This window comes from Nocardia sp. JW2 (assembly GCF_051843015.1).
GTDB lineage: Bacteria > Actinomycetota > Actinomycetes > Mycobacteriales > Mycobacteriaceae > Nocardia > Nocardia coubleae.
On sequence record NZ_JBPXLK010000031.1, the window covers coordinates 1 to 26,508 of the forward strand.

At 67.9% G+C, this 26,508-nt stretch carries 22 protein-coding genes; 3 read left to right on the forward strand and 19 right to left on the reverse strand.

Annotated elements, in window-relative coordinates; all coding sequences use genetic code 11:
* Positions 1–192 precede the first annotated feature (192 nt).
* From ACSVDM_RS27770 to ACSVDM_RS27785, 4 genes are all read right to left on the reverse strand, one after another.
* Positions 193–1,683: an aldehyde dehydrogenase family protein gene (locus tag ACSVDM_RS27770; RefSeq protein WP_439268733.1), complete on the reverse strand. Its 1,491-nt coding sequence runs from the start codon at positions 1,681–1,683 to the stop codon at positions 193–195.
* A gap of 104 nt (positions 1,684–1,787) precedes the next feature.
* Positions 1,788–3,341: an aldehyde dehydrogenase family protein gene (locus ACSVDM_RS27775; protein WP_439268734.1), complete on the reverse strand. Its 1,554-nt coding sequence runs from the start codon at positions 3,339–3,341 to the stop codon at positions 1,788–1,790.
* Positions 3,342–3,512: 171 nt separating this feature from the next.
* Positions 3,513–4,679 carry a lactonase family protein gene (locus ACSVDM_RS27780; protein ID WP_439268735.1) on the reverse strand — a complete coding sequence of 389 codons (1,167 nt, stop codon included), beginning with the start codon at positions 4,677–4,679 and terminating at the stop codon, positions 3,513–3,515.
* A 521-nt stretch (positions 4,680–5,200) separates the two neighbouring features.
* The gene (locus ACSVDM_RS27785) at positions 5,201–6,115 is read right to left on the reverse strand and encodes an alpha/beta hydrolase (protein WP_439268736.1); all 915 of its coding nucleotides are present in this window, start codon (positions 6,113–6,115) and stop codon (positions 5,201–5,203) included.
* Between the two features lie 312 nt (positions 6,116–6,427).
* On the opposite strand from ACSVDM_RS27785, the gene ACSVDM_RS27790 reads away from it, so the two are divergent.
* Entirely contained in the window at positions 6,428–7,657 is a 1,230-nt protein-coding gene (locus ACSVDM_RS27790; RefSeq protein ID WP_439268737.1) for a CaiB/BaiF CoA transferase family protein, read from the forward strand.
* Positions 7,658–7,680: 23 nt separating this feature from the next.
* Here ACSVDM_RS27790 and ACSVDM_RS27795 read toward each other — a convergent pair whose 3' ends face one another.
* Complete coding sequence (locus ACSVDM_RS27795; RefSeq protein ID WP_439268738.1) at positions 7,681–8,706, reverse strand: FAD-dependent monooxygenase; 1,026 nt, start codon at positions 8,704–8,706, stop codon at positions 7,681–7,683.
* 370 nt (positions 8,707–9,076) lie between these two features.
* Between ACSVDM_RS27795 and ACSVDM_RS27800 the strand changes: the two genes are divergently transcribed.
* The gene (locus ACSVDM_RS27800; protein ID WP_439268739.1) at positions 9,077–10,015 is read left to right on the forward strand and encodes an alpha/beta hydrolase; all 939 of its coding nucleotides are present in this window, start codon (positions 9,077–9,079) and stop codon (positions 10,013–10,015) included.
* 85 nt (positions 10,016–10,100) lie between these two features.
* Here ACSVDM_RS27800 and ACSVDM_RS27805 read toward each other — a convergent pair whose 3' ends face one another.
* From ACSVDM_RS27805 to ACSVDM_RS27865, 13 genes are all read right to left on the reverse strand, one after another.
* Positions 10,101–11,387: a bifunctional 3,4-dihydroxy-2-butanone-4-phosphate synthase/GTP cyclohydrolase II gene (locus ACSVDM_RS27805; protein ID WP_439268740.1), complete on the reverse strand. Its 1,287-nt coding sequence runs from the start codon at positions 11,385–11,387 to the stop codon at positions 10,101–10,103.
* 39 nt (positions 11,388–11,426) lie between these two features.
* Positions 11,427–12,611, reverse strand: a complete 1,185-nt coding sequence (locus ACSVDM_RS27810; protein ID WP_439268780.1) for a thiolase family protein — start codon at positions 12,609–12,611, stop codon at positions 11,427–11,429.
* The gene (locus ACSVDM_RS27815) at positions 12,608–14,074 is read right to left on the reverse strand and encodes an aldehyde dehydrogenase family protein (RefSeq protein ID WP_439268741.1); all 1,467 of its coding nucleotides are present in this window, start codon (positions 14,072–14,074) and stop codon (positions 12,608–12,610) included. The genes ACSVDM_RS27810 and ACSVDM_RS27815 overlap by 4 nt, the downstream gene beginning before the upstream one ends.
* 33 nt (positions 14,075–14,107) lie before the next feature.
* The gene (locus tag ACSVDM_RS27820; protein ID WP_439268742.1) at positions 14,108–15,616 is read right to left on the reverse strand and encodes a GMC family oxidoreductase; all 1,509 of its coding nucleotides are present in this window, start codon (positions 15,614–15,616) and stop codon (positions 14,108–14,110) included.
* Positions 15,617–15,635: 19 nt separating this feature from the next.
* On the reverse strand, positions 15,636–17,126 hold the full coding sequence (locus tag ACSVDM_RS27825) for an aldehyde dehydrogenase family protein (RefSeq protein WP_439268743.1): 1,491 nt from the start codon (positions 17,124–17,126) through the stop codon (positions 15,636–15,638).
* A gap of 61 nt (positions 17,127–17,187) precedes the next feature.
* Positions 17,188–18,273, reverse strand: a complete 1,086-nt coding sequence (locus ACSVDM_RS27830; protein ID WP_439268744.1) for an LLM class flavin-dependent oxidoreductase — start codon at positions 18,271–18,273, stop codon at positions 17,188–17,190.
* Positions 18,274–18,304: 31 nt separating this feature from the next.
* Complete coding sequence (locus tag ACSVDM_RS27835; protein WP_439268745.1) at positions 18,305–18,691, reverse strand: RidA family protein; 387 nt, start codon at positions 18,689–18,691, stop codon at positions 18,305–18,307.
* A gap of 33 nt (positions 18,692–18,724) precedes the next feature.
* Positions 18,725–19,897: an LLM class flavin-dependent oxidoreductase gene (locus ACSVDM_RS27840; protein WP_439268746.1), complete on the reverse strand. Its 1,173-nt coding sequence runs from the start codon at positions 19,895–19,897 to the stop codon at positions 18,725–18,727.
* A 355-nt stretch (positions 19,898–20,252) separates the two neighbouring features.
* Positions 20,253–20,768, reverse strand: coding sequence for an NADPH-dependent FMN reductase (locus ACSVDM_RS27845; protein WP_439268747.1), 516 nt, complete (start codon positions 20,766–20,768; stop codon positions 20,253–20,255).
* Positions 20,765–21,250 (reverse strand): flavin reductase family protein, encoded by a 486-nt coding sequence (locus tag ACSVDM_RS27850; RefSeq protein ID WP_439268748.1) that lies wholly within the window; start codon positions 21,248–21,250, stop codon positions 20,765–20,767. The genes ACSVDM_RS27845 and ACSVDM_RS27850 overlap by 4 nt, the downstream gene beginning before the upstream one ends.
* Positions 21,247–22,047 (reverse strand): enoyl-CoA hydratase-related protein, encoded by an 801-nt coding sequence (locus ACSVDM_RS27855; RefSeq protein WP_439268749.1) that lies wholly within the window; start codon positions 22,045–22,047, stop codon positions 21,247–21,249. Before ACSVDM_RS27855 ends, ACSVDM_RS27850 begins: the two co-directional genes overlap by 4 nt.
* A gap of 5 nt (positions 22,048–22,052) precedes the next feature.
* The gene (locus ACSVDM_RS27860) at positions 22,053–22,448 is read right to left on the reverse strand and encodes a RidA family protein (protein ID WP_439268750.1); all 396 of its coding nucleotides are present in this window, start codon (positions 22,446–22,448) and stop codon (positions 22,053–22,055) included.
* 26 nt (positions 22,449–22,474) lie between these two features.
* Positions 22,475–23,323 carry an amidohydrolase family protein gene (locus tag ACSVDM_RS27865; RefSeq protein ID WP_439268751.1) on the reverse strand — a complete coding sequence of 283 codons (849 nt, stop codon included), beginning with the start codon at positions 23,321–23,323 and terminating at the stop codon, positions 22,475–22,477.
* A 344-nt stretch (positions 23,324–23,667) separates the two neighbouring features.
* Here ACSVDM_RS27865 and ACSVDM_RS27870 point away from each other — a divergent pair, with 344 nt between their 5' ends.
* Entirely contained in the window at positions 23,668–24,138 is a 471-nt protein-coding gene (locus tag ACSVDM_RS27870; RefSeq protein WP_439268752.1) for a hypothetical protein, read from the forward strand.
* 12 nt (positions 24,139–24,150) lie between these two features.
* Here ACSVDM_RS27870 and ACSVDM_RS27875 read toward each other — a convergent pair whose 3' ends face one another.
* Positions 24,151–26,493, reverse strand: a complete 2,343-nt coding sequence (locus tag ACSVDM_RS27875; RefSeq protein ID WP_439268753.1) for a LuxR C-terminal-related transcriptional regulator — start codon at positions 26,491–26,493, stop codon at positions 24,151–24,153.
* Positions 26,494–26,508 lie beyond the last annotated feature (15 nt).

Consider the following 26,508-nt stretch of genomic DNA (forward strand, 5'->3'; position numbering starts at 1 on the left):
CACCGTCATCGGCCCAGATACTCATGAAGGTCTGCTCGTCCTTCTGATCGATACCGTGGCAGTACTTCGCCATCAGCATCTTGATCTGCTCCAGGTCGACGACCCATTGGATCTTCTGTTCCAAGCCGTCGTTGAGAATCGCCATAGTCGATCAAACTTTCGGCAGTCGGGATCGGGGATACTTCGTTTGCATCAGCGGTCGAGCAGGGTGACGACCGATTTGGTCTCGAGGTATTCCTCGAGCGCGTCGGGGCCGTTCTCTCGGCCCCACCCGGACTGTTTGAAGCCGCCGATCGGCATCTGGACGCCACCGGCGCGGTGGATGTTCACGCCGATGCGACCGCCGCGCAGGCGGCGGGCGACGCGATGAGCCAGCGCGACATCGCGCGTCCAGACACTGCCCGCCAGCCCGTACTCGGTGTCGTTGGCCGAGGCGATCGCGGCATCGAGATCGGTGAACGACATGGCCGCGATCACCGGACCGAAGATCTCCTCGCGGACGATCCGCATGTCCGGTGTCGCGTCGGCCACCACGGTCGGCGCGTAGTAGTAGCCGCGTCCGTCCAATCGCTCGCCGCCGCTGACGACCCGCGCGCCCGCCGCTCTGCCGCCTTCGACGTACCCTGCTACCCGGTCGAGCTGTCGCTGGGAGATCAACGGGCCGAGCAGCGCGTCCGGGTCGGTGCCGTAACCGACCTTCATGGCCCGGCCCTGCTCGGCGATTCCCTCGATCAACTCGTCGTAGATGTCGGCGTGCGCGAACAACCGCGTGCCCGAGGTGCAGATCTGGCCCGAGTTCCAGAACACGCCGATCGCGATCCCCGCCGCGGCGGCGGCGATATCGGCGTCGGGCAGCACGATCACCGGCGACTTGCCGCCCAGTTCCAGCGACACCTTCTTCAGGTTGCCGGTGGCCGCCGCGACGATCTTGCGACCCACTTCGGTCGACCCGGTGAAGCTGATCTTGTCGACGCCGGGGTGCTCGGCCAGCGCCGCGCCTGTCGCCCCGAAACCGGTGACGATGTTGACCACACCGGCCGGAACGCCCGCCTCGAGCAGGATCCGGCCGAGGGCGAGCGCGGAGAGCGGCGCTTCCTCCGACGGCTTGAGCACACACGCGCACCCGGCCGCCAGCGCGGGCGCCAACTTCATCGACATGGCGATCAGCGGTGCGTTCCACGGCACGATCATCGCCACCACGCCCACCGGTTCGCGGTAGGTCGCGCCCTGCAACCGACGCTCGGCGGTCCCGATCTCGATGGTGGTGCCCTGGATCTTGTCCGCCCAGCCCGCGTAATAGCGGAACTGGTTGACCGCCTCGGCGAGCATCAGTTTCGCCTGCGAGACAGGCATTCCGACGTCGAGGCTCTCGAGCCGGGCCATCTCCTCGGACTTCGCCTCGAGCAGCTCGGCCACCCGCCACAGCACCACACCGCGCTGCGCCGAGGACAGCCGCAACCAGCGTTCCTCGTCGAAAGCGCGCCGGGCCGCCGCGACCGCGGCGTCGACATCGGCGACCCCCGCCTCGGCGACCCTACCGACGACTTCCTCGGTGCCCGGATCGATCACCTCGAACGTCGAACCCGCCGCGGCGGGCACCCACTCACCATCGATGAGCAGGTGCCCGACCTCGGACCCGAACGCCGACCGCACCACCTCTTGCACTGCCACGACCAAGCTCATGCGAGATCGTGGATGTAGCGGGTGAACTGAGCTTTGATCATGGGATTCTCCGGCTCTTTCGGATACGGCCCGCCCTTCGGGCGCGCGGGTTCTGGGGGAACGTGCTACTCGGCCGCGGGTGGGGTGCCCAGCACCAGGCCGTAGGCGCGGCGGCTGACATCACCGGACAGGTCGAGGGTGATGCCCTTGTCCTGGGTGAACTCGTCGAGCGCGTCCGGACCGAGCTCACGGCCGGTACCGGACTGCTTGAAACCGCCGAACGGCAGGTACTGAGAGATGTTGTGGTAGTCGTTGATCCACACCGAACCGGCCTCGATCTGGTGGGCCACCGCGAGCGCGCGCTGGTTGTCGCGGCTCCACACCGCGGCGGCCAAGCCGTACTCGGTGTCGTTGGCGATCTTGATCGCCTCGTCCTCCGAGTCGTACTTCAGCACCGAGAGCACGGGACCGAAGATCTCCTCGCGGGCGATGGTCATGTCGTTGGTGACACCGGTGAACACCGTCGGCTCCACCCAGTAGCCCTTCTCGAAGCCAGCGCCGGTCGGCACGCCGCCACCGGCGACGACCGTGGCGCCCTCGGCCTTGCCCTTCTCGATGTAGCCCAGGATCCGCTCGTGCTGGGTCTTGCTCATCACCGCGCCGATATCGGTGGCCGGATCAAGGGGGCTGCCGATCTTGAGGGTCTTCAGCCGTTCGACCAGGCGGGCGACGAACTCGTCGTGGATCGAGGCGGGCAGCAGCAGTCGGGTGCCGGACTCACACGCCTGGCCCGCGTGCAGCAGGAAGGCGTAGATCGAACCGTCCACCGCCGCAGTCAGATCGGCGTCGTCGAGCACGATGTTCGGGCCCTTGCCGCCGAGTTCGAGCAGCACGCGCTTGACGGTGCCCGAGGCGTCGGCCATCACCTGACGGCCGGTGGCGGTGGAGCCGGTGAACGACACCAGCCGCACGTCGGGGTGCTTCACCAGGTGGGCGCCGACGGTCGGGCCGTCACCGACGACGATGTTGAGCGCGCCGTCGGGCAGTCCGGCTTCCTTCAGCAGCTGGGCGAGCTCGAGAGCGAAGATCGGGGTCTTCTCGTCGGTCTTGAGGACCACGGTGTTGCCCGCCGCCAGCGCCGGGATGGACTTCCACACGGCGATGACCGCCGGGAAGTTCCACGGAACGATACCCGCGCACACACCGACCGGCTCCTTGCGAATGAAGCTCGCCGAAAGCACTTGCCCGGCAACAGGTCCCGAGCGTTCCCACTCATAGGTGCGGGTCAGCTCCGCGTAGTGCCCCAGGTGCATCAGCGGGAAGCCGACACCGATGGCGCCCGCCAGCCGCACCGGCATGCCGGTCTCCCTGGCGCTCAGCACCGCCAGCTCCTCCATCTTGCCGCTCAGCGCGGCGATCACACGGTCGATCACCGCGGCCCGCTCGACGGGCGGGGTGTTGCGCCAGACACCGGACTCGTGGGTCCGCTTGGCGGCGGCGACCGCCGCGTCGACGTGGCTGGTATCGGCCTGCGCGACGGTGACCACAACCTCTTCGGTGGCCGGGTCGATCACCGGAATCGCGGTGTCGGTATCAACCCACGCGCCATCGATGAACAACCGATAATGCGGCACACCGTCACGGTCGACGGCGGCGGTTTCGGGGAGGGTGGCAGTCATTTCTCACCTTTTGTTTCGAGTTGCCGGAAAATCCGGCCGGGCGGGAATGTGTGAATGGTTCGGTCGTCCGCCAGGCAAATGTTACCGATGCAAGGCGGCACGGTTTCGACAGTAGGGAAATAAAGATCACACGAGTGTCCAGATTCTTGGACACTCATTTCGCGCGCAGTGCTATCGACCGGCTACGAGCATCGATGCGGCCGAAAACAGCAGTCCGGTGCCGATCGGCAGTCCGGGTTCCTGCGTCAGGCTGCCGTCGGTGGCAATGCGGTAGCTGCGCAGCGCGGCCGCGGGAGGCGGTGAGGCCCCGGCCAGATCCACGGCGTAGAGCCGTTGACCGTCGGACGAGACGAAGACCTGCCCCGGCATCGTGCCGACCGGTCCGCCGGGGAACGGCGAGCCCGGCAACGGACGCAGCGCGCCATCGGGTTCGACCGCGAAGCCGCTGATGTCGTTGGTGAGCGCGTTCGGGGTGTAGAGGAACCGGCCGTCAGGACTGAGACCGATGCCGTGGGGGGTCGCCCCGGCGGCCGGGAACGGTGAGCCCTCGACCTCGACCAGCGCACCCGTGTTCGGCTGCTGCCGGAAGACCGAGACATCGCCGCTGTGCTCGTTGGACGTGTACAGGTACCGACCGTCCGGGGAGAACGTGGGGCTGACCGGGCCGCCACCAGTGCGCACCGTTTCCCGCGCGGGCGAGACGGTGCTGTCGGCGCGCAGTTCGAACCTGGTCACCGATCCGGCGGAATAGTTGCTCACATAGACGTTGAGGTTGTCCGGCGAGACCACCGGCATCGGCACAGGCCCACCCGCGGCAGAGCCCGCGGGACCGATCGCCACTGCCTCACCACGCGGCGACGGCGCTCCGTCGGCGGCCACCGAGTACCCCTGAAGACGGGCGCCCCCGTCGAGATCGGGGCCGGTCAACAGCACCAGATGCTTGCCGTCGGGCGACAGATTCATCCCGAGCGGGGACGCTGGAACAGCAACCGGCGTGCCGGGAACCGGCGTCAGCCCGCCGCCTCCGCCGATCTCGTAGGCGCGGATCGCGGCGGTCGGCGCGATGGTCAGGACGTAGAGGAATCGGTGATCGGCCGACTCCTTCACCGACAGGTTGCCGAATCCGGTCGGCACATCGGCGACGAGACGGGGTTGCGCCCCCTGGCCCACCCGGTACCCGACCAACCGGCCGGAAGCGGCTCCGGTGACGTAGAGGTAGTCGTCGCCGGGCGCGCCGTGCGCGGTGCTCGCCGGGACGGGCATCAACAATGCGGCGGCCGCCAGGACGCCCAGCGACGCCGAGCGACGCCGTCGGCCCGAATGGTCTCGTATCCTCACGCTTTTCTTTCCTGTGGAGTCGGCGGCTCTGAACAGCCGAAATGCGTCGCGCTGTCGATCGCGAAAGTCACCGTCGCGTCGCGAGCGGATACCGGGAGGAAGATTTTCCCGAGGGGTGTGACCTCGATCCTATCGATGCGCGCGACCGGAGCAATTGACTTTTTCCGAACCACCGCTTCGCCTACTCCGAAACCGTGAGCGCGCACGCACTTCACCCGATTCGAATCGCCGAATTCCGAAACGTCAATTGGCATCCGGTGTGATGCGGGTTACGGTCACCTCGTTCGCTGCCGGAGTTCCGTCGAACATTCCCATTCCTTGACAGGAGTCCCACTTCCATGGCTATTCAGGTGACAATCGACATGTCGGCCGAAGAGGGCCGATTCGATGATCTGCGCGAGTGGTTCATCAAGAACCTGCCGGGCACCCGCAGCTTCCCCGGCAACATCGTCTGACGAAAACGTCTGCCCCGCACGAGGATCACCCGTGCGGGGCAGACGTCTGTGTGAACGGTGGCGGGATCAGCCAGCCAGACCCTTACCGAAGAACTCGTCGAGCTTGTCCACGGCGGGGGTGACGTACTGGTCCAGGTCGTAGAGGTCGACGTGGGTCGCGCCGTCGACCACGAACAGTTCCTTCGGTTCGGCGGCCTTGGCGATGGCCTCCTCGCTGAAGTAGGCGGTGTCGGCCTTCGACCCGACGATCATGAGCAGCGGACGCGGGGAGATCATGGCGATCTTGGCGTACGCGTCGAACTGGGCGATGCGGTCGATGCTCTGCAGCGGCCACTTGTTCTCCGAGCGCTCGTGCTGCCCGCGAGGGGTGCGGTAGTAGTCGTGGGCATCGCGGAACAGATCTGGAGCCTGCTCGAGGCCTTCGGCGCTCGGCGGCGCCCAGATCTGGTAGTTCGGCTCGGCACCCTGCGCCTCGGCGGTGCGCAGCGCACCGGCGGCGTCGAGCATCTCCCGCAGGACCGACGGGTCCTGGGTGCGGCCGAGGCCGTTGCTCAGGTAGTCGCCGATGTCGAGACCGCTGACGGTGGCCACGGCCTTGATGCGGTGGTCGGTCTGCGCGGCGAAAGGCACATAACCACCGGAGGCGCAGATGCCGAGGGCACCGATGCGGGCGGGGTCGATGTCGTCGCGGGTGGTCAGGAAGGTAACGGCGGACTTGACGTCCTCGCTGCGCTGGAAGGGGTCTTCCAGGAAGCGCGGCTCGCCTTCGCTCTCGCCCTGGTAGGCGGCGTCGAACACGAGCGCGGCGTAGCCCTTGTCGGCCAGACGCTGGGCGTAGACGCTGGCGGTCTGCTCCTTCACACCACCGCCGGGGTGCGACACGACCACGGCGGGCAAGCGCTCGCCGCCGCGGTTGTCGGGGGTGAACAGGATGCCCGCCAGACGCAGGCCGTTGCTCGGGAAGGTGACGCTTGTGCGCATCAGGCACGATCCTTTCGATGAGATCTGTTCCGGCTCGAAGCCGATGCGACAACCTTCTCTCCTGCTGGAGCCACCGACAATGGGAAAGATTCTTCCTATGAACGCTGTAGCCCAGTAATAACTTCTGCCGCATGGTGATCGCCCGCGATTCGACCCTCGCGAATTCCCGCTTCGGAACACGTCACTGGGTTCGAGCTGCCCACCGGCCTACGATGAGGTCAGCCGGTGACGGAACCTCGGGTTCTCCCGGCACACGATCGCTGCCGGTGAGCTGCCCCGGCCGGGTTCCCCCATTCACGAAAAGAGACGAACATGACCGGACCGCTCGACGGCGTGCGCATCCTCGACCTCACCTCGAACTTCATGGGCCCGTTCGCGACCCTGCTGCTGGCCGACATGGGCGCCGATGTAGTGAAGATCGAGTCGACGGCCGGGGACACCACCCGTGGGGTCGGCCCACGTCGCAACCCCGGCATGGGCGCGATCTTCCTGCACCTCAATCGCAACAAGCGCAGCGTTGTGCTCGATCTCAAGTCCGCCGACGGCAACGCCGCGCTCCAGCGCATGCTGGCCTCGGCCGATGTGCTGCTCTACAGCCTGCGCCCGAAGTCGATGGCGCGCCTGGGTTTGGCCTACGAGCAGGTCCGCGAGCGCAATCCGCGTCTCATCTACTGCGGCGCTTTCGGTTTCGGCCAGAACGGGCCCTACGCCGACCGGCCCGCCTACGACGACCTGATCCAGGCCGCCGTCGGCATGCCGGTCCTGCAGAGCCGCAAAACCGGTGAGCCCACCTACATCGCCACCGCGATCGCCGACCGCGTCGTCGGCATGGCCGCGGCCAACGCCATCACCACCGCGCTGTACCGCCGCGAACGCTCGGGACACGGCCAGGAGGTGCAGGTCCCGATGTTCGAGACATTCGCCCAGTTCGCCATGGGCGACCACCTCTACGGTCACACCTTCATCCCCTCGATCGGCACCTCCGGGTACGCCCGGATGATGAACTCCGATCGCCGCCCGTACCGGACCCGTGACGGTTATCTCGGCGTGAACGTCTACAACGACAAGCACTGGCACCGTTTCTTCGCCCTGGCGGGCAAGCCGGAGATGGCGCAAGACCCACGCTTCGCCGATATCGGCGGACGCACCGAGAACATCGGCCTGCTCTACCGCTTCCTCGCCGAAGTACTCGAAACCAAGACGACGGCCGAGTGGGTGCGGATCCTCGCCGAAGCCGACATCCCCGCCATCGAGATGAACACCCCCGAAACCCTCCTCGACGATCCGCACATGAAAGACGTCGGGTTCTTCATCGAGGAGGAACACCCGACCGAGGGCCTGCTGCGATCGCTCGGCATCCCGCAGCAATGGAGCGACGACAAGCCCGAATTGCGTTACCCCGCACCGAGACTCGGCGAGAACTCGATACAAGTACTCAGCGAGTACGGGTTCGGTGACGACGAGATCGAGCACCTGGTGTCGACGGGTGCGGCCTACACGCCGGAGACCCTGCACACCCGACCGAAGGAGCCGTCGACCTGATCGACGACAGCGTCGAGCGAGGTTCAGACGCCCGCGAAGGATCGGCTGAACGACTGCCCCGCCGACACCCGGTTGCGCATTCCCACCAACCGGGCGGATTCGTAGCGCGCCAGGCCTTCTTCGACCTCGACGCCGTCGAGCGCCTCGGCCAGCGCCGCCGCGTCCGCAACCGCCTCTTCGAATCCCGCACCGGTCATGGGTGTTTGGGCGTGCGCGGCGTCACCGAGCACACCGATGCGGCCGTTGACCACTCGATGCGGCAAATACTCGGTGATCGGGGTGGCCACCACCTCCCTCGCCTGGAACGCTTCGACAACCCCCGTACGCCACGGTTCGGACCACCGCTGCTCGGCGGTGCGCACCATCTCCTCGTACACCTCGGCGGGAATCGCGTCCACGCGCGGCGTGTGTTTGACCTCGGTGCCCTCGATCGCGCCGATCCGCTGGAACAGCGAGGTGTGGTGCGGATCGAACCAGCCCCACCCGTAGCGGGTGACGCCCCCGTCGCGGTCGATCAGTGGGTACACCGCGAGCATGTCGTCCTCGCCGGAGAAGAAGTCCGGGCCGCTGGTCCGATCGAGATAGGACTCGGGCAACTCCGACTGGCCCAGCCACACGACGTAGCCCGCGTAGTCGGCGACAGGGCGGGACTCGTCCACCCAGCGGCGCACCACGCTGCGATACCCGTCCGCTCCGAGGAGGACGTCGCCGGTCCACGTGGAGCCGTCCGCCTCCCTGGCCCAGGCGGTGGTGTCGTCCTGTCCGACCTCGACGACATGCGCGTTCTCGACCACCGTGACGAGCGGCTCCGCGTCGGCGGCGGCGCGCAACGCCGAGTACACGTCCCACCAGGAGTGCGGGTACACACCCTGGCGCATCGAGGCGGGCCCGAGCGCCTTGCCGACGATCTCGCGCGCTTGCCGACCGAGCGCCCGACGCAGACTGGCGCCCGATACCAGAATCGCCACACCACGTTGGGTGCGCCCGGATGTCCGCTCGAGCACGGTCACCGCTGTGCCGCGAGCCGCCAACGCGAGCGCCGTTGTCAACCCGCCCAGCGAGCCGCCGACGATCAGTGCCGCCGCGTGCCGCGACGTCTGCCCGGAATTATTCGTAGAAATGACGGTCTCCTCAATTCACGCCGCACGACCCCTTCCCCGGCGTCGATGCGGTAGGTGCGATCGGCCCACAGCACTCGGCCGTGCTGATGTTCGACTCGATGGTGGCACCCGCCGACCCCCTGTTGCAGGGGAGAAATCCCTCCCAGGAAGGCGCTGAACACCACGGGGAACACCCGGGGCGAAATTCCTCCCTGGTTATCCGGCGGCTAACGGTGAAGACTGTGAACAGGTCGAAGATGTCGGCCGGTTCGAAATCCCTCGTGCCAGTCGTGCGGGCGGTGGTGAAAGGAGCTAGCTGGTGGCAACCGACAACATCGAGCACGTCAAGTTCCGCAATCCGGATATGGCGTGGGACATCGCCGCGGATTTGTACTTCCCGCCTGCGTTCGACCGTTCGAAGACCTACCCGACGATCGTCTGCGCGCATCCGATCGGTAGCTGCAAGGAACAGACCGCGGGCAACATCTTTGCGACCCGCCTGGCCGAGGAAGGCTATGTAGCCATCGCCTTCGACGCGAGCTTCCAGGGCGAGAGCGGCGGCAGCCCGCGCCGTGTCGAGGATCCGACGCAGCGGGTGGAGGACTTCCGGCGGGTAGCCGACTATCTGATGACCCTGCCCTACGTCGACAAGGACCGGATCGGTGTCCTCGGTGTGTGCGGCGGTGGCGGTTATTCGCTCAACGCCACGATGACCGAGCGCCGGTTCAAGGCAGTGGTTTCGATCACCGGCGTCAACTACGGCCGGATGGTGCGCGAGAACTCGCTCGCTCAGGGCGGGCCCGTCGCGGCTCTCGAGGCAGTCGCCAAACAGCGGTCGGCCGAACTCGGTGGCGCCGAGGGCGAGGTCAGCGCCGCACTGCCGCCCTCGGCCGAGGTCGCCCAGCAGATCGGCGACATCGACGTCATCGAGGCGTACGACTATTACTGCACGCCCCGCGGTCAGGCGCCCAACGGTCCGGCGACGTTCGACATCGCCCACGGTGCGTCGGCGCTCGGCTGGGACGCGTTCCACCTCTCCGAAGTTCTGCTCACCCAACCCGCACTGATCGTCATCGGTGACAAGCCCGGCGCGTTCGGCGCCTATCGCGACGGCTATGAGATCTACAACCGTGCCGCCTCGGCGGACAAGGAGCTCGTCGTCCTGAAGGACGTGTCACATTACGACCTCTACGATCAGCCCCAGGGCGCGGGCGCCGCGCTGGAGAAAGTGATTCCGTTTCTCGCCAAGCACATCTGAGGCACCGATATCGCAGTACCCGGCAGACGGCCGGTAGTCGCGCGGCGACTACCGGCCGTCTCGTGTCGGGGGCAAGACCACCGGCTCAGGAGTACTCGAGAATTTCCGTGGCCGACGCCGTGCTGCCCACTTGGAGCCGGTCGTCGCTCGGCGACAGGAGATCCGGCAGCGCGTGACCCATCCGCTCCCGTTTGGTGCGCAGATACGCGGCGCTGTGCGGGTCGGCCTCCACGGTGAGCGGCAGCAGCGACGACACTCGAATCCCGTTGTCCGCCAACGCCATCGCCTTGTCGGGGTTGTTCGTCAACAGCCGCACCGCGCTGATGTCCAATTCGCGCAGCATCTGGGCGGCCGCACCGTAGTCGCGGGCGTCGACCGGCAGACCGAGCGCGATGTTGGCGTCGACGGTGTCGGCGCCGTCGTCCTGGAGACGATAGGCCCGGAGCTTGTCGGCCAGTCCGATGCCTCGGCCTTCGTGTCCGCGCAGGTAGATCACGACGCCGCGGCCGCGCGCGGCGATGCGGTCCATCGCCTCGCCCAGTTGCGCGCCGCAATCGCAGCGGCGGGAACCGAAGACGTCACCGGTGAGACATTCCGAGTGCACACGGGTGAGGACGGGCTCCGGTCCGGACACGTCGCCGAGGACGAGGGCGATGTGCTCGACCCCGTCCTCGACGGACCGATAGCCCACGGCGGTGAAGTCACCGGACCGGGTCGGTAGCCGGGTTTCGGCGACACGTTCCACGAGGCGTTCGTGTCGGCGCCGGTAGCGCACCAGGCTCTCGATGGAGATCATCGTCAGTCCGTGTTCGTCGGCGAAGGCACGCAGGCCCGGGCCGCGCTTCATGGTGCCATCGTCCTCCACCAGCTCGACCAACACACCGACCGGTGGGAGGCCCGCCAGTCGGGCCAGGTCCACCGCGGCTTCTGTGTGTCCGCGCCGAACGAGCACTCCGCCCTCGCGGCAGCGCAGCGGAAAGACGTGACCGGGCCGGTTCAGGTCCGCCGCGACCGACGACGGATCGGCGAGGACCTGGGCGGTGCGGGAGCGGTCGGCGGCCGAGATCCCGGTGGTGACACCGGAACTCGCGTCCACCGACACCGTGTAGGCGGTGCGCAACGGGTCCTGGTTGTGCGGCGTCATCAACCCGATGTCGAGGCGGTCGAGCCACTCCCCCGCCATCGGCACACAGATCACCCCGCTGGAGTGCCGGATGGTGAACGCCATCAGCTCGGGGGTGGCTTTCGCCGCGGCGAAGATGATGTCGCCCTCGTTCTCCCGGTCCTCGTCGTCGACGACGACCACGGGTTTGCCCGCGGCGATGTCGGCGATCGCCCGCTCCACGTCGTCCCACTGGACCCTGCTGTTCATCGCCATTCTCCTGACTGCCCGGTCACGGCCGAGCACACGTCAATCTCGTTGCAGTACCAGCGCATTGGCCATGCCACCGGCCTCGCACACGGTTTGCAGGCCGTAGCGCCCGCCGTTGTCCTCCATGGCGTGCAGCATCGTGGTGAGCAGCCTGCACCCGGTGGCGCCGAGTGGATGACCCAGCGCGATCGCGCCGCCGCGCGGGTTCAGCCGCTCGGGGTCGGCGCCGAGTTCGTCGGCCCAGGCCAACGGCACCGACGCGAACGCCTCGTTCACCTCGACATGGTCCATCTCGTCGAGTCCGAGCCCGGTGCGCGCGAGCAGCGTCCTGGTGGCCGCGATGGGTGCGGTCAACATCAACAGTGGGTCGTCGCCGCAGGCGTGGAACCCGTGGAACCTGGCACGGGGCTGCCAGCCCATCCGCCGGGCGGCGCGTTCGCTCGCGATCAGCACCGCGCTCGCGCCGTCGGTCAGCTGTGACGAGCTCGCCGCCGTGACCCGCCAGTCGAGCTCGGGGAACCGCGCGGCCAGTTCGTCGGTGCGGAACGCCGGGGCCAACGCGCCGATCTTGTCGGCGGTGGTCCCGGGCCGGATCGTTTCGTCACGATCAACCACCGTCCCGGTACCGGGCACGGTGATCGGCACGATCTCCCGCTCGAACGCACCCGCCGAATCCGCCGTGTGCGCCAATTCGTGTGAGCGCGCGGCGAATTCGTCGAGCCGGTCGCGTCCGATTCCCCATCGCTGCGCGACGAGTTCGGCCGCGACACCCTGGGATACGAGGCCGGGTGCGTACCGTTCGGTCACCGACGATCCGTAGATGTCGGCGCCTTGCCGGTTGGAGCCGATCGGCACCCGGCTCATCGATTCCACCCCGGCCGCGATGACGATGTCGTAGGAGCCCGCCATCACGCCCTGGGCGGCGAATTGCAGCGCCTGCTGCCCCGACCCGCATTTGCGTTCGATCGTCACCGAGGGCACGTGTTCGGGCAGACCCGCGGCCAACCACGCCATCCGGCCGATGTTGCCCGACTGCTCCGCCGACTGCGTCACACAGCCGACCAGCAGGTCCTCGACTTCACCCGGATCGACGGCGGTCCGCTCGATCAACGCCGAAATCACCTGGGCGAGCAGCTCGACCGGATGCACGTCCGCCAGCGCGCCACCGGCGCGGGCGCGCCCCATGGGTGAGCGCACCGCGTCGATCACGAAGGCCGGGTTCACCACCGCGACACCACCAGCTTCTGGTCGGTGAAGAAGTCGAGCGGTGCGGCGCCGCAGACATGCGAATCCCCGTAGAAGGATTCGCCGTATCCACCCATCGTCACGTTGGCCGGCGGGGCGGGGAACGCGTTGACACCGACATTGCCCGCCCGCACGCGACGTTCGAACTCGGCGGCGACCGCACCGGAGGTGGTGAAAATCGAAGCGGCATTGCCGAATTCGGTGTCGTTGGACAGTTCGATCGCGGCATCGAGGGAGTCGACGCGATGCACATTGATCACCGGGCCGAACAGTTCGCGCCGTTCCACCGCTTCCCTCGGGTCGAGTCCGGCGACGATCGTCGGGCCGACGAAGTACCCCGCCTCGGTCTCCGCGCCACCGGTCGGCTTGACCTTGCGTCCATCGAGAACGATTGTCGCCCCGAGCTTTTCGGCTTCCGCCAGGGCGCTGATGATGCGTTCCTTGCTCGCCGCGCTGACCACCGGCCCCATGGTGACGCCCTCGTCGGCCCCGGCGCCGACGACGATCTGCTCGGCACCCGCCACCAGTTTCGCCATCAGCGCGTCGTACACCTCGCCGATCACCACGACCCGGCTGCCCGCCAGGCAGCGCTGACCGGCCATGCCGTAGGAGGACGACAGGATGCCCGCCGCGGCCCGGTCGAGATCGGCGTCGGGGGCGACGACGATCGGGTTCTTCGCGCCGCCGTTGGCCTGCACCCGCTTACCCGCCGCGGCCGCCTGGGCGTAGATGGCCTTGGCGGTCGGCGAGGAGGTGATGCACGAGACCGCCCGCACCGTCGGATGCGCGATCAGGTGCTGGACGACATCGGCGCGCCCGTGTACGAGATTGAGCACACCCGCGGGCAGCCCGGCCTGCTGCAACAACCGGATCGCCGCACTGGAGGCGATCGGGTCCTGCTCGGATGCCTTGACGATCAACGTGTTTCCGGTGACCAGCGCCCACGCCGAGAACTGCACGGTGTTCATCACCGGGAAGTTCGACGGAGTCACCGCCAGGCACACCCCGAGCGCCTCACGCACCCGGCGGGCGTCGAGTCCGGTGGTGACGTTGACGCTCTCACCGTGGTACAGCATCGGCGCGGCGATGGCTGTTTCGAGGAAGTCCATGGCGCGGGCCACCTCGCCGCGAGCTTCCTCGATGGTCTTGCCCTGGTCGCTGGTGATCACTCGGGCCAGCGCCTCGGTGTTGTCCTCGAGCAGCCCACGCATCCGGTAGAGGAAGCGCACCCGGTCCGACAGCGGGCGCGCGCTCCATTCGGGGAAGGCCCGCTGGGCGGCCGCAACGGCGGCGTCGGCGTCGGCGATGGAGGCAGGTGCCACCTCGGCGATGCGGCTGCCGGTGGCGGGGTCGAAGACCTCGATGGTCGCCGTGCCCGACCCCGGCCCCCATTCTCCGTCGATGAGGTTGGCGGCGATCGAATCCAGTTCTGTGAACGTCACTTCGGTAACTCCTTCTCGAGAAATCTGTGGTTTTCAGGCACGCAGCAGGTCGGCGGCCTTTTCGGCGATCATCACGACGGTGGCGTTGGTATTGCACGAGACGATGGACGGCATCACCGAGGCATCGGCGACGCGGAGGCTCTCGATGCCGTTGACCCGGAGCCGCGGGTCGACGACCGCGCGAGGGTCGGCGCCCATCCGGCAGGTGCCGGACAGATGGAAAAAGCTGCTCACCGCGTCGTGAATCGCCCGCTCGAGGCCGGTGGGGCTCAGCTGCAACAGCACCGCCGCCTCCGAAACACCGCCCCACTCGTCGAACGCACCCGTGCGAACCAAGTTGTCGACGGTCTCGATCCCCGTGACGAGCTGTTCCAGGTCGCCGGGTGCGCTGAGGTAGCGCGGATCGATCACCGCGGGCACGTCGGGATCGGCGGCGGCCAGCCGGACGGTCCCCCGGCTGCGCGGACGCATGTGCCCGATGCCGAAGGTGAAGCTGTTGGCGACAGGTTGCTGCCAGGGCAGGTGGTAGTCGACCTGGATCTGCACGATCTGCAACTCCGGTCGGGTCTGCGCCGGGTCGGTCGTCAGGAACAGGGTCGACTCGGCGTAGTTCCCGCTCGGCGGCGGCAACGGACGTTGGGCCCGCACCCGCACCCCGGCGAGCATGATGTGGTCCTGCAGGTTCTCGCCGACCTCGGGCGCGTCGACGACGGGTTCGATACCGAGCCGCGAAAGCTCTTGTGCCGGACCGATTCCCGACAGCATGAGCAAGCGCGGCGAGTCCACCGCTCCGGCGCAGAGCACCACTTCGGTGGCGGCACTCGCCTCGACCGAACGCCCTTCCCGCACGTACCGCACGCCCGTGCACCGCGTGCCACGCATCGTCAGTCCGCGCACCTGGGCACCGGTGCGGACCGTCAGGTTGGGTCGGCCGATCACCGGACGCAGGTAGGCGGTGGCGGTGCTCTGCCGGTGCCCGTCCTCGAGCAACAGGTCGTGGCAGGCGGCGCCGAGCAGTTCGCCGGTGTTGAGGTCGTCGACGACCCGGTGTCCGGCGCGCCGGGCCGCCTCGAGGTGCGCGGTCGTCAGGGGGTGTGGTGAGCGGATCGGCTGCGGGCGCAACGGACCACCGCGGCCGCGGTGGCGTGGGTCACCCTCCGGAACATGCTCGCTGCGCCGGAAATACGGCAGGACGTCGTCGTAGCCCCACCCTTCGGCACCTGCCCGTACCCACTCGTCGAAGTCGAGTCGGTGGCCGCGCAGGTGGGCCATCACGTTGATCGAGCCGGACCCACCGAGAACCTTGCCGCGGGTGGCGGGGATGCTGCGTCCGGTGACCGTTTGCGTGGTCGTCGCATAGCCCCAGTCGGCGTCGCCGCCGATCAGGCTCGGCCAGGCGGCGGCGGTCTCGACGTCGGCCCGCTGTTCGGTGCCGCCCGCCTCGAGCAGCAGCACCGTCACCGCGGGGTCCTCGGTGAGCCGGGCGGCGACGACGCATCCCGCGCTGCCGCCGCCGACCACGATGTAGTCGTAGGTACTCATCGCCGGTTCTCGCGTCCCGTCACAGGTTCACCACGACGGTCTTCAGTTCGAGGTACTCGTCGAGGTTTTCCCGGCAGGTCTCGCGACCCCACCCGGACTGCTTGTACCCGCCGAACGGGAGCGCGGCGTCGACGGCCTGATAGCAGTTGACCCACACCTGGCCGCTCTCGAGCGCTCCGGCGAACCGGTGCGCGCGGCTCACATCGCGCGTCCAGACGCCCGCGCCGAGCCCGAAGTCGGTGTCGTTGGCCAAGGCGAGCACCTCGTCCTCGGTGTCGAAGGGAATCACCGACAGGACGGGGCCGAAGATCTCCTCACGCAGCAGGCGCGACTGCCGATCGACACCGGTGAGCACGGTCGGTTCGACGAAGAAACCCTTGTCGCCGTGGCGATTTCCGCCAGCGGCGAACTCCACGCCCTCGGACCGGCCGAGTTCGAGATACCCGAGTACCTTCTCCCGGTGCTCGGCCGAGATCAACGGCCCCATCTCACTGGCCGGATCGAGGCCGGGGCCGAGGGTGATGGCACGGGCGCGCTCGGCCAGCCCCGCGACGACCTCGTCGTACACGCCGCGCTGCGCGTACAACCGGGAACCGGCCACGCAGCTCTCACCCTGGCAGGCGAAGATCGCCAGCGCCGCGGACGGGATCGCCTTGTCGAGGTCGGCGTCGTCGAAGACGACGTTCGGTGACTTGCCGCCCAATTCCAAAGAGACGCGCTTGAGCGTGTCCGTCGCGGCCCGGGCGATCAGTTTGCCGGTCGCCACCGAACCCGTGAAGGTCACCTTGTTCACGCCGGGGTGGCGGACCAAGGCGGCACCGACGGTCTCGCCGTAACCGGTGACGTAGTTGACGACACCCTCGGGGATACCGGCCTCCAGCACCAGCCGCGCCAGCAACGCGATGGAAAGTGGCGTCTGCTCAGCGGGTTTCACCACGATGGTGTTGCCGGTGGCCAGGGCGGGCGCGAGCTTCTTCACCGTCATCAGCAACGGCAGGTTCCACGGCACGATCGCGGCCACCACACCGAGCGGTTCGCGCACCGTGTACGCGTGGTACGGGCCGCCGAAGTTCATCGGGAACGACACCGGGATGGTGTCGCCGGTGATCTTCGTCGGCCAGCCCGCGTAGTAGCGCAGGATGTCGATCGAGAGCGCCACGTCGACATACCGCGCCTCCGCGATCGGCATGCCCGCGTCCAGCGCTTCCAATTCGGCGAGCTCCCCGGCATGGGCCTCGAGCAGATCGGCGAGCCGCCAGATCAGCTTCCCCCGTTCCTGCGGGGTGAGCAGACGCCACGGTCCGCGCAGCGCCGCACGCGCCGCCGCGACAGCGCGGTCGACGTCCGCGCTGTCCCCGGCGGGAACCTGGGCGACGACGGCGCCGGTCGCCGGGTCCTCCACCGCGAGCGTGCGGCCCGAACAGGCCTGCACCCACTCACCGCCGATCAACATCTGTTGTGCCTCGGCGACCCGCGTGCGCAGGCCGTCGGAGTGCAGGGTCATGGTCATAGCTGCGAATCCTTTGTGGATGGTTCCCGGCCGCCGCGGGCGCGGCGGCCGGGAACTCGGGTCAGACGGAGGCGGGTGTGGCGGTGGTCGCGGTGAAGTTCTTCATCAGCGGGAACACTTCGCTGCCCATGCGTTTGATGTCCTCGACGTAGTCGGGGAAGATCAGCATGTATCCGGCGACGCCGTCGATCTCGGCCCATTCGTCGAGCTGGCGGGCGATGCTGGCCGGTGAGCCGGTGATGAAGTCCGTCGACATCTGGACGGCGCCCTTGCGGTCCATGCTTGCCAGGATCTCGGAGGTGCCGCCCTGCGCGGTGTCGGTCACCGCGCCGCTCACCATGTACTCGATCGCGGCCAGGTCGGCGTGATCGACGTAGTTCTGCAGTTTGGCCTCGGCCTCCTCGTCGGTGTCACCGAGGACCACGCCCAGCGCCACGTACGGCTTGATCGTCCGGCCCGCCTCCTCCATCTGCGCGCCGAACCGGTCGACCACCCCGCGCAGCGCCTCCTGCCCGCCCCACGCGAGACGGAAGGAGTAGTCGGCGTACTTGGTGGTGAACTTGATCGCGTCGTCGGAGGCGCCCGCGCACACGATGTTCATGTGGTGCTGGGGTTTCGGGCCCATCCGCAGGTCCTCGTACTGGAAGTACTCGCCCTGGAAGTTGGTGACCCCGTTCTCCCACAGGTCACGAACCACCTGGCAGTACTCGCCCGCGTAGCGCCAGCGGTAGTTGTTGTACTCGTAGCCGGGCCACACCTTCAGCACCTCGAGTTCGCGCGGATGCCAGCCGCCGGGAACGATATTGAGCGAGAAGCGGCCGTCGCTGATGGAGTCGATGGTCATCGCCATCCTGGCCGCGATCGCGGGGTGGATGGCCAGGATGTTGACCGAGCCGATCAGCTTCATCGAGGTCGTGTCCCTGGCCAGCGCGGCCATCTGGGTCATCGACTCGAGCGCGTCGTCCCAGAAGCCGGTGGTGCCGCCGTGGCCGCGCAGACACGACAGCGACAGCGCGAACGAGAAACCGTTCTGCTCACCGGTCCGCACGATCTCGCTCATGTGCTCGTAGGTTGGCGAGTACTGCGGCGCGGTCTCGGACATGATGTAGCCGTTGCGCGCACTCGGGATGAAGATGCCGAATTCCATGGAATGTTCCTGTCTTTCTGGTTGACGGTGATTACCGGGGCCGGACGGCGATCGCGTCGATCTCCACGCGGCAGTCCCCCGCGATGCCGACCACGAACGTCGTGCGAGCGGGGAACGGTCCCGGCGCGAAGACCTCGGTGTAGGCCTCCCAGAACTCCTTGCGGTAGGAGTCGTCGCTGAGGTAGCAGGTCGTCTTGACCACGTCGCCCAGCCCGCACCCGGCCGCCTTCAGCAGGCCCTCGATCTCGGCCAGCGCGATCTTGGTCTCGTTGGCGATGGTGTCGGCCTCGGGTTTGCGATGCAGCGTCTCCAGATCCAGCGCCATACCGCCCGCGAAGACGTAGTCCCGGGTGGCTACGCCGGGGGTCATGCCGTAGCGCGGGTAGAGCAGGTCGCCAGGGTTCAGGTACTCGGTCATGTTGTGTCTCTTCTCTTTTCGAGGGGAAGGGAGTCAGCCCGCTACGCGCAGCGACGCATCGAGCTTGCGCAGCTGCGGCATCACCTCGGCGGCGAACAGTTCCAGTGAGCGGTCCACATCGGCCGCCGCGATGCCGGGCGCGCCCATCTGCAGCAGCCAGTGCTGGATGCCGTGGGTCTCGGTGAGCCGGGTCATCCGTTCGGTGACGCTCTCGGGCGAGCCGATCATCAGGTGGTCGCGTTCCATCAGCAGGTCCCACGGGTCCATCTCGCGGAAGCGGGGATCGTTCGGGTCCTCGTCGGCGTCGAGCCACACCCCGATACCGCGGACGCGGCACAGGAACTCGAAGAACTCGACGATCGCGGGTTCGGCCACCCGACGGGCCTCGGCAGCGGTCTCGGCGATGCAGCACAGTCGCAGCACCCCGCAGCCCTCGCCGAGCGCGGGCATGGTTCCGGTGGTCGCGGCCACCTCGTCGCGATAGTTCTCGAAGAGGTTGGCGAGGACCTTGCCGGTCGGATACCAGGTGATCGGACGCAAGTTCTTGCGGGCCGCGCCGAGGAAACCCTCCATCGACTCGGTGACAGCGAACAGCGGCGGGGTGGGCTGCTGGAACGGCCTGGGGGTCATGCCGAAGGCGACGAGGTTGCCGTCCTCGCCCACCCAGCCCTCCGGCATCGGGGCGCCCGGCGAGTGGATGAACTTGGTGCCCGGCTCCGGGAAGGTGTATCGGTCGCCTTCCCAGCTGAAGACGTCCTCGGTCCATATCTTGCGGACGATGGCCAGGTGCTCGTCGAAGATCGCCTTGCTGGTGTCGGACCCGTTCCAGCGATTCGCGGCCGGATTCAGGTTCATCACCTCGATGGGCAGGATGCCCCGGCCGAAGGCCACGTCGAGGCGACCGTTGCTGAAGTGGTCGAGCAGAGCCAGATCCTCGGCCACGCGCAGCGGGTGCCACAGCGTGAGCGAGACGGCGGCCATGCCGAACCGCAGCCGCTCGGTGCGGGCGGCCAGGTCGGTGGCGAGCATGATCGGGTTGGGGCTGGCATCGGTGCCGTCGACGTCGAAGTGGTGCTCCCCCAACCAGATCCGGTCGAATCCGAGCCGGTCGGCCATCTCGGTGTGTCGACGGGTTTCGAGCATCACGTCGTGCCAGGACTGTTCGCCCGAGCGGTTGGTGAGTGCGTACAGAAGATCCAATTCCATGGTTACTCCGAGGTTCCGGGCTGTGGCCCACCTGCCGCGGTCGTTCGACCGGATTCCGGGTGGGGCTTGTGCGAGGACAGAGGGGGAAGGTCGCCGATGCGCCTGTTCGCCGAGTGGCAACCGTCACACCAGACTCCACGTGGCCGCCCGGCTCCACGACCGCGCAATTACGTATTCGCTACGTATTCGCGGGTGTACGTAGCGAATACGGCGGGTGAACACGACAACGGCCGGACCCGCACGTGGCGGGTCCGGCCGTTTCGTCGGGCCTGTATCAGCTCCGCCCGATGTCCGGGCAGCACGCAGTCACGGCAGGACTCGCTCGTGAAGTACTGCCGCTCAACGCTTTTCGTTGTCAGTTGGAGACGCGGACCGCTCCCAGCGCGGTGACCGCGCCCGTCGACCAGTCGGCGACGACCTCGGTCAGCCGGTCGATATCGGACTCGAGGACGTAGAGCCCGCGAGTCGGTACGACCGCCCCGAGCTCGACCAACAGCGGGCGCAGATGCACCTCGACCGCCATCGCGTGGGCGGGCGCACCACCGACCATCACCGGGACCGCGACGACTCCGCCCAGCGCGGGCGGGCCGTAGCGGTCGAGGAAGGCTTTCAGCAGGCCGGTGTAGCTGGCCTTGTAGGTCGGTGAGGCGACGACGAGTACGTCCACCTCGCTCAGCGTCGCCATGTCGGCGCGTACGGCCGGACTGTCGGAGTCGAGCACCGCCGGGCCGTGGTCGGCCAATTCGACAACAGCGCCGACCTTTCCGCCGATCGATGCCGCGAGCTGGTCGGCGACTTCCCGCGCGACCTTCGTCGTGCGTGAACCCGAGCGCGGGTTGCCGACGACGACACCGACCACCGGGGCCCTCACGCGCTCACCGCCGTGAAGAAGGCCCGACGCGCGTAGGCGAGGGCATGATCGTCACCGGCCTGCCCCTCGACCACCGCGCCGACGACGATCACATGATCGCCCGCCTCGATGAACTGCTCGACCCGGCACACCGCGTACGCCGCGCAGTGCTGATCGAGGATCGGGCCACCGCACGAGGCGGCGGGCGCCGACCAGACGTGGCTGTCGAACTTCGAATCGGACTTCACCGCGAAGTCCAACGCGACCCGTTCCCGGCCCGCGGCGATGTAGTTGACGGTGAACGCCTTGCTCGCCCGCACCGCCCCCAGGGTGTTGGAGCCGAGATCCAGACACGCCAGCAGCAGTGGCGGGTCGAGCGAGACCGAGCACACCGCCGACACGGTGAGCCCCTGCGGTCGACCGTCCGCGCCGGTCGCGGTGACGATCGCCGCCGGACCGGGCGCGCACGCCATGATCTTCTTGAACTGCTCCTGCTCGATCATTTCTTCTCCTTCGTCGCGGCGCCGGTACTGCGGCCCGCCGCCCGGATTCCCTCACGCACCCCCGGGTGATACGAACTCGCCGCCTGCGCCCACGATTCGAACCCGAGCGTCGCCTCGAACGATCCGTCCGCCGCGATCGCGACCGCGCGTTTGATGTCACGGGCCAGGGACGGCTCCAACGCGGCGACCGACGCCGCGAACGTCAGCGCTTCGGCCCGCGCGTCCGAGGCGAACACATCGGCCAGACCGCGCGTGTACGCCTCTTCACCACCGAGGACAGCCCCCAGCAGCAGCGTGTGCAGAGCCCGCCCGGCGCCGAGTCGTTCGGTGAGGAACCACGAGCAGCCACCACCCGGGTGCAGACCGAGACGGGCGAAGGTCGCGCCGAATTTCGCGGCGGGACCGGCGATGACGATGTCGCAGGCGAGGGCGAAGTTCAGGCCCGCGCCGATGGCGTGGCCCTGCACCGCCGCGATCGTCGGATACGGCAGTTCACGCAGCCAGAGAAAACTCTCGTAGTAGGACAGTTGTCGCTCGCGGATCTGGGCGGGTGTCGCGCCGTCGACATCGAAGAGCGCGATCAGGTCGGCGCCCGCGCAGAACGAGGTCCCCGTTCCGGTGACCACGAGTGCCCTCGCCTCGGTGTCGTTCGCCAATTCCGCTGCGGCGCTGAGCAATTCCTCGCGCATCACCGGTCCGATGGCATTGCGTTTGTCCGGGTCGTCGAGTTCGAGCACCCGCACACCGTCGGCACGACGTTCGAGCCGGATCTTCTGGAATTCGGGTGTCGAGCTCACGGCACTCACCGCGCGTCCGCGCGCACGGCGACCGCTTCGATCTGCACCCGCAGATCCGAGGCGATACCGAGAACGAAAGTCGAGCGCGCCGGGTACGGGCCAGCGCCGAACGCACCCTTGTACGCCTCGATGAACTCACCTCGGTAGGCGTCCTCGCGCAGATAGCAGGTGGTCTTGACGATGTCGCCGAGGCCGAGACCCGCCTCGGCGAGGATGGTGGCGATGTTGTCCAGACAGATCCGGGTCTCGTCCGCGATCGTGGTCGCGTCGGCGCGCCGCTTCATCGTCGCCGGGTCCATGGCCAGACCCGCGGCGTAGACGAACTTCTCGGTCGCGGTGCCGGAGGACAGGCCCGCGGCGGTGTAGTCGCCGATCGCTGGCGGGTTCAGATACTCGATCATGACGGTCTCCTTCGTTGGCGGGTGCGCTACTTGCGCAGGATCAGGTCGAATGGGCGGTTGTAGAGGATGTCCTCGACGACGTCACGCGCGATGGGCAGCGGCATCTCGAGGTCGGCGATGGCCAGGAACTGGTCGGCGGCCTCGCGCGGATCGAACGACGGGAAGTCCGATCCGAAGACGAGCCGGTCGGTGACGTGGCCTTCGACGGCCAGGCGCAGCCCGTTGTACAGCTGCCAGGTCTTCACCGGCAAAGTCGAGACGTCGGCGAAGACGTTGCGGTTCTTCATCATCAGCTCGACGGTCTCGTTCATCCACGGCTTGCCGAAGTGCGCGACGAGGATATTGGTGTCGCGGAACTCGCGAGCGACCTTGTCGAGCAGCATCGGGTACGCGTACTCGTTGCAACCATCGGGCGCGAACACGCTCGCCTGGTGGAACATCAGGAAGATGCCGAGATCCGCGGCCGCGCGGTAGACCTCGTAGGCCTCCTCGCAATGGGGGTGGAACCCCTGATACGGCGGCGACAGCTTCACCCCGTGCAGCCCGTATTCGGTGACGGCACGGCGCAATTCGGCCGCGGCGCCGGGCTGGGTCGGGTCGACGCTGCCCACACCGATGGCGTGATCGCGGTTGGCGTCGAGGTATTCGCCGACGTAGTCGTTGGGGACCTTCATGCCGATTCTGGCCACCTGCAAACCGAGGACCAGGAATCGGTCGACCCCGGAGGCGGCCATCACCCTGGTGTGCTCGTCGAGATCGGCGGCGCCGAATCCGGGGCGGCCGACGAGCTCGGTCCCGCGATCGGTCCATACCGGACCCAAGTGCTCGGGCAGATAGATGTGGGTGTGCCAGTCACTGAAAGCGCGTTCGGGCATCAGTGCCGCTCCTGTCGCCGGTAGGGGTCAATTCGCACGATCTCCTCCAAGTCTCGAAATCGGCAGGCACCGGTATGCTCACGGTCCCGTTCCGACTAGTTGGTACCTTGCGGTGATGTAGGCCACTTTGTCAAGGGGTTACGTCGCAGCGATCGATTCTTTAATGCATTCCGACCAGCCGGTATACGACCCTCGCCGGTGCTTTCGAGAAGCGTATCCCCTGCGCCAGGCGCGCAGCGCCGGATTCGTACCGAGATACGTACGATTACGGATGGCACCGTCGCGGTGAGCGCCGAAGATCTGGTGGTACCAGCGCAGACCCGCCTGTACCAGGAGTGATCGCCATGACGCCAGTGCCCGTCGTAACCCTGTGGCCCCTCGACGAGGGGAGCGAACCCGCGTTCCGTCGCATCGACGGCCTGCCCGCCGCGGTCCACCCGTGGCCCCTCGACGCCGACAACCTGCGCGACGCCGCGGTGCTGGCGGGCAGGCTGGACGACGCGGACGGCCTGACGCCGATGCCGATCCTGCGCATCGACACCACCCGCCACGCGCGGCTCGACCCGGCCATCCACTCACCGCGACCGAGCGAGATCGTCTTCCCCGCCTCGGCACGCCTGCTCGCGGGACTGATCGCCGACGCTGTCCGGGTCGGTGTGGCCGTTGGCGCGCTCATCAGAACAAACGAGGACCCGGCCACCCGCGGTCAGCTGCTCCACGAGGTCGGCGACCATCTGCGCCGAGCCGGATTCGTCGTCGCGTTCGCGGTCGAAGGCTGGCAGCTGTACGACGAAGCCCTGCTGCGCGTGTCGTGACCCGGCGCCGAATCAGCCCTCGTCGCGGGTGTCGGCCACCCACGCGGCGATCTGGGTGCGGTTCCCGAGACCGAGTTTGGCCATGATGTGGTCGACGTGCTTCTCCACCGTGCGCACCGAGATCACCAGCGAGGAGGCGATCTCGCGATTGGTCAGCCCACGGGCGACCAACATGCTGATCTCCCGTTCGCGTCTGGTCAGGGTTTCCTGCGCCGGAGTCGACTCCGCACGGCGGCGTGGTTGCGCGACAACGACATTCGCTCCGTCGTCGAGCGCGAGCGCGACAGCGGCATCGGTCGACAGGTTCGCACCCGCCGAATACGCGCTGCGGAAACCGCGCTCGCTGGCCCGGCGGCGCATGGTGTCCTCACCACGCAGATGGAACGCCCACAACCGGGGGATGCCGTCCAGCGCCATCCCGACCTTGCGCAACATCGCGTCCGCCGCGCCGAGCAGCTGGGCCGCCCGTTCGGCATCACCCTCGGAAGCCACGATCCACGACATCGCCTCCAGACACACCGCGGTGCCGAGCCGATCGTCCAATTGCCGCTTGAGTTCCAGGGTTTCGCGCTCGAGCTTCGCCGCCGTCGCCACATCGCCCTGCCGCAGCTTCTCGATGCCGAAGGCCCACAGCGAGAACGACCGCCACCACGACTCGCCGATCCGGGTGGTGATCGCACAGCACCGGCGATGCCAGTCGGCGGCGCGTTCACCCTCGCCCGCGAGGCTGAGCGCGAGCCCCACCTCGAACATCGAATGAACCTCGGCCGTGCGGTGCCCCAGTTCGGCGAACCGTACGACCGCTTCCTCGAGCCGCTCGACAGCCAGGGGCAGCTCACCTCGGAACAGCGCGAGCAACCCCCAGGTCTGGTCGACGAACGCCGACAGCAACGGGTCACCCGTCGTCGACGCGATGTCCGCGGCTTCCTCGAGCAGGGCTGCGACGACCTCGTGGTCGCCTTGCAGGATGGCCAGCCAGGCATTGAGCCGCAGGACCCGCCCACGCTCGATCGTCGGTTCCGGCCCGGCGGCCGCCAGCAGGTCGAGCCATTGCCTGGCCTCGGCGAGGAAACCCCTGGCGAGCCAATAGTTCTCGATCGAGTAGGCCAGGCGCATACCGGCCACCGGGTCGGCGGCGAGAGCCGAGTTCAGCGCCGCACGCAGGTTCGCGTGCTCCCAGCGCAACCGCTCGAGCCATTCCATCTGGCGTGGGCCCGACCAATCCGCGTCGGCGCGCTCGGCGAGGGCGACGTACCAGTGGCGGTGGTGGCCGTCGAGTTCGGCGCGTTGCTCGGCGTCGAGCCGACCCGCGCCGTACTGGCGGATCGTCTCCAGCATCTGATAGCGCGGCTCCCTGGCTTCCATCACTCTGGTCAGGATCGACTTGTCCACCAGCCCCGCGACCAGGTCGAGCACTTCGTCACGATGGATCTCACCACCGGCGCCGACGGCCTCGGCGGCGTCGAGCCCGAAACCACCGGTGAACACCGACAACCGACTCCACAACAGTCGTTCGGCGGGCGAGCAGAGCTCGAAAGTCCAGTCGATGCAGGCTCGTAAGGTCTGGTGCCGAGCCGGAGCGGTGCGACTGCCCTGGGTGAGCAGCCGGTAGCGGTCGCTCATCCGCGCCGACAACTCGGCCAGCGGCAACACCCGCAACCGGACGGCCGCCAGCTCGATCGCCAACGGGATACCGTCCAGCAACCGGCACAGCTCGACCACCTGTGGTTGCGTGCTCGCACTCAGGGTGAAACCCGGGACCACGCTCGCCGCGCGATCGACGAACAAGCTCACGGCCTCGCTGTCGGCCGCCGCGGCGCTGCGATTCCACCCGTTCTCGACGTCGGGAACCGACAGCGGTGGCACCGGAACAACCGTCTCACCATCGATATTGAGCGCCTGCCTGCTGGTGGCGAGGATCCGCAGCCGCGGACACGAGCGCAGCAGCGCGGCGGCGAGTTCGGCGGCGGCGTCGACCAGGTGCTCACAGTTGTCGAGCACGATCAGCATCTGCCGGTCGCCGAGGTATTCGACGAGCGTGTCGAGCTGCCAGCGAGCGGAGGTCTCCCGGATGCCCACCGCCGCGTTGACGGTGTGACCCAACAGGGTTCGGTCCTGCAGATCGGCCAGCGCGACGATCCGGACACCCTCGTCGAAAGCGCGTGACACTTCCCTGGCCAGCTGGAACGCCAGCCGGGTCTTGCCGACACCGCCGGTGCCGGTCAGCGTCACCAGGCGGGCGCGCTCGAAGGATTGCCGCGCGGCCGCGAGCTCGCGCCGCCGCCCGATGAATCGGGTGAGGTCCACCGGCAGATCACCGGCGGCGCCACCGCCGTCGTCCGGAACAGTCACCACGCCACCAACCTCGGC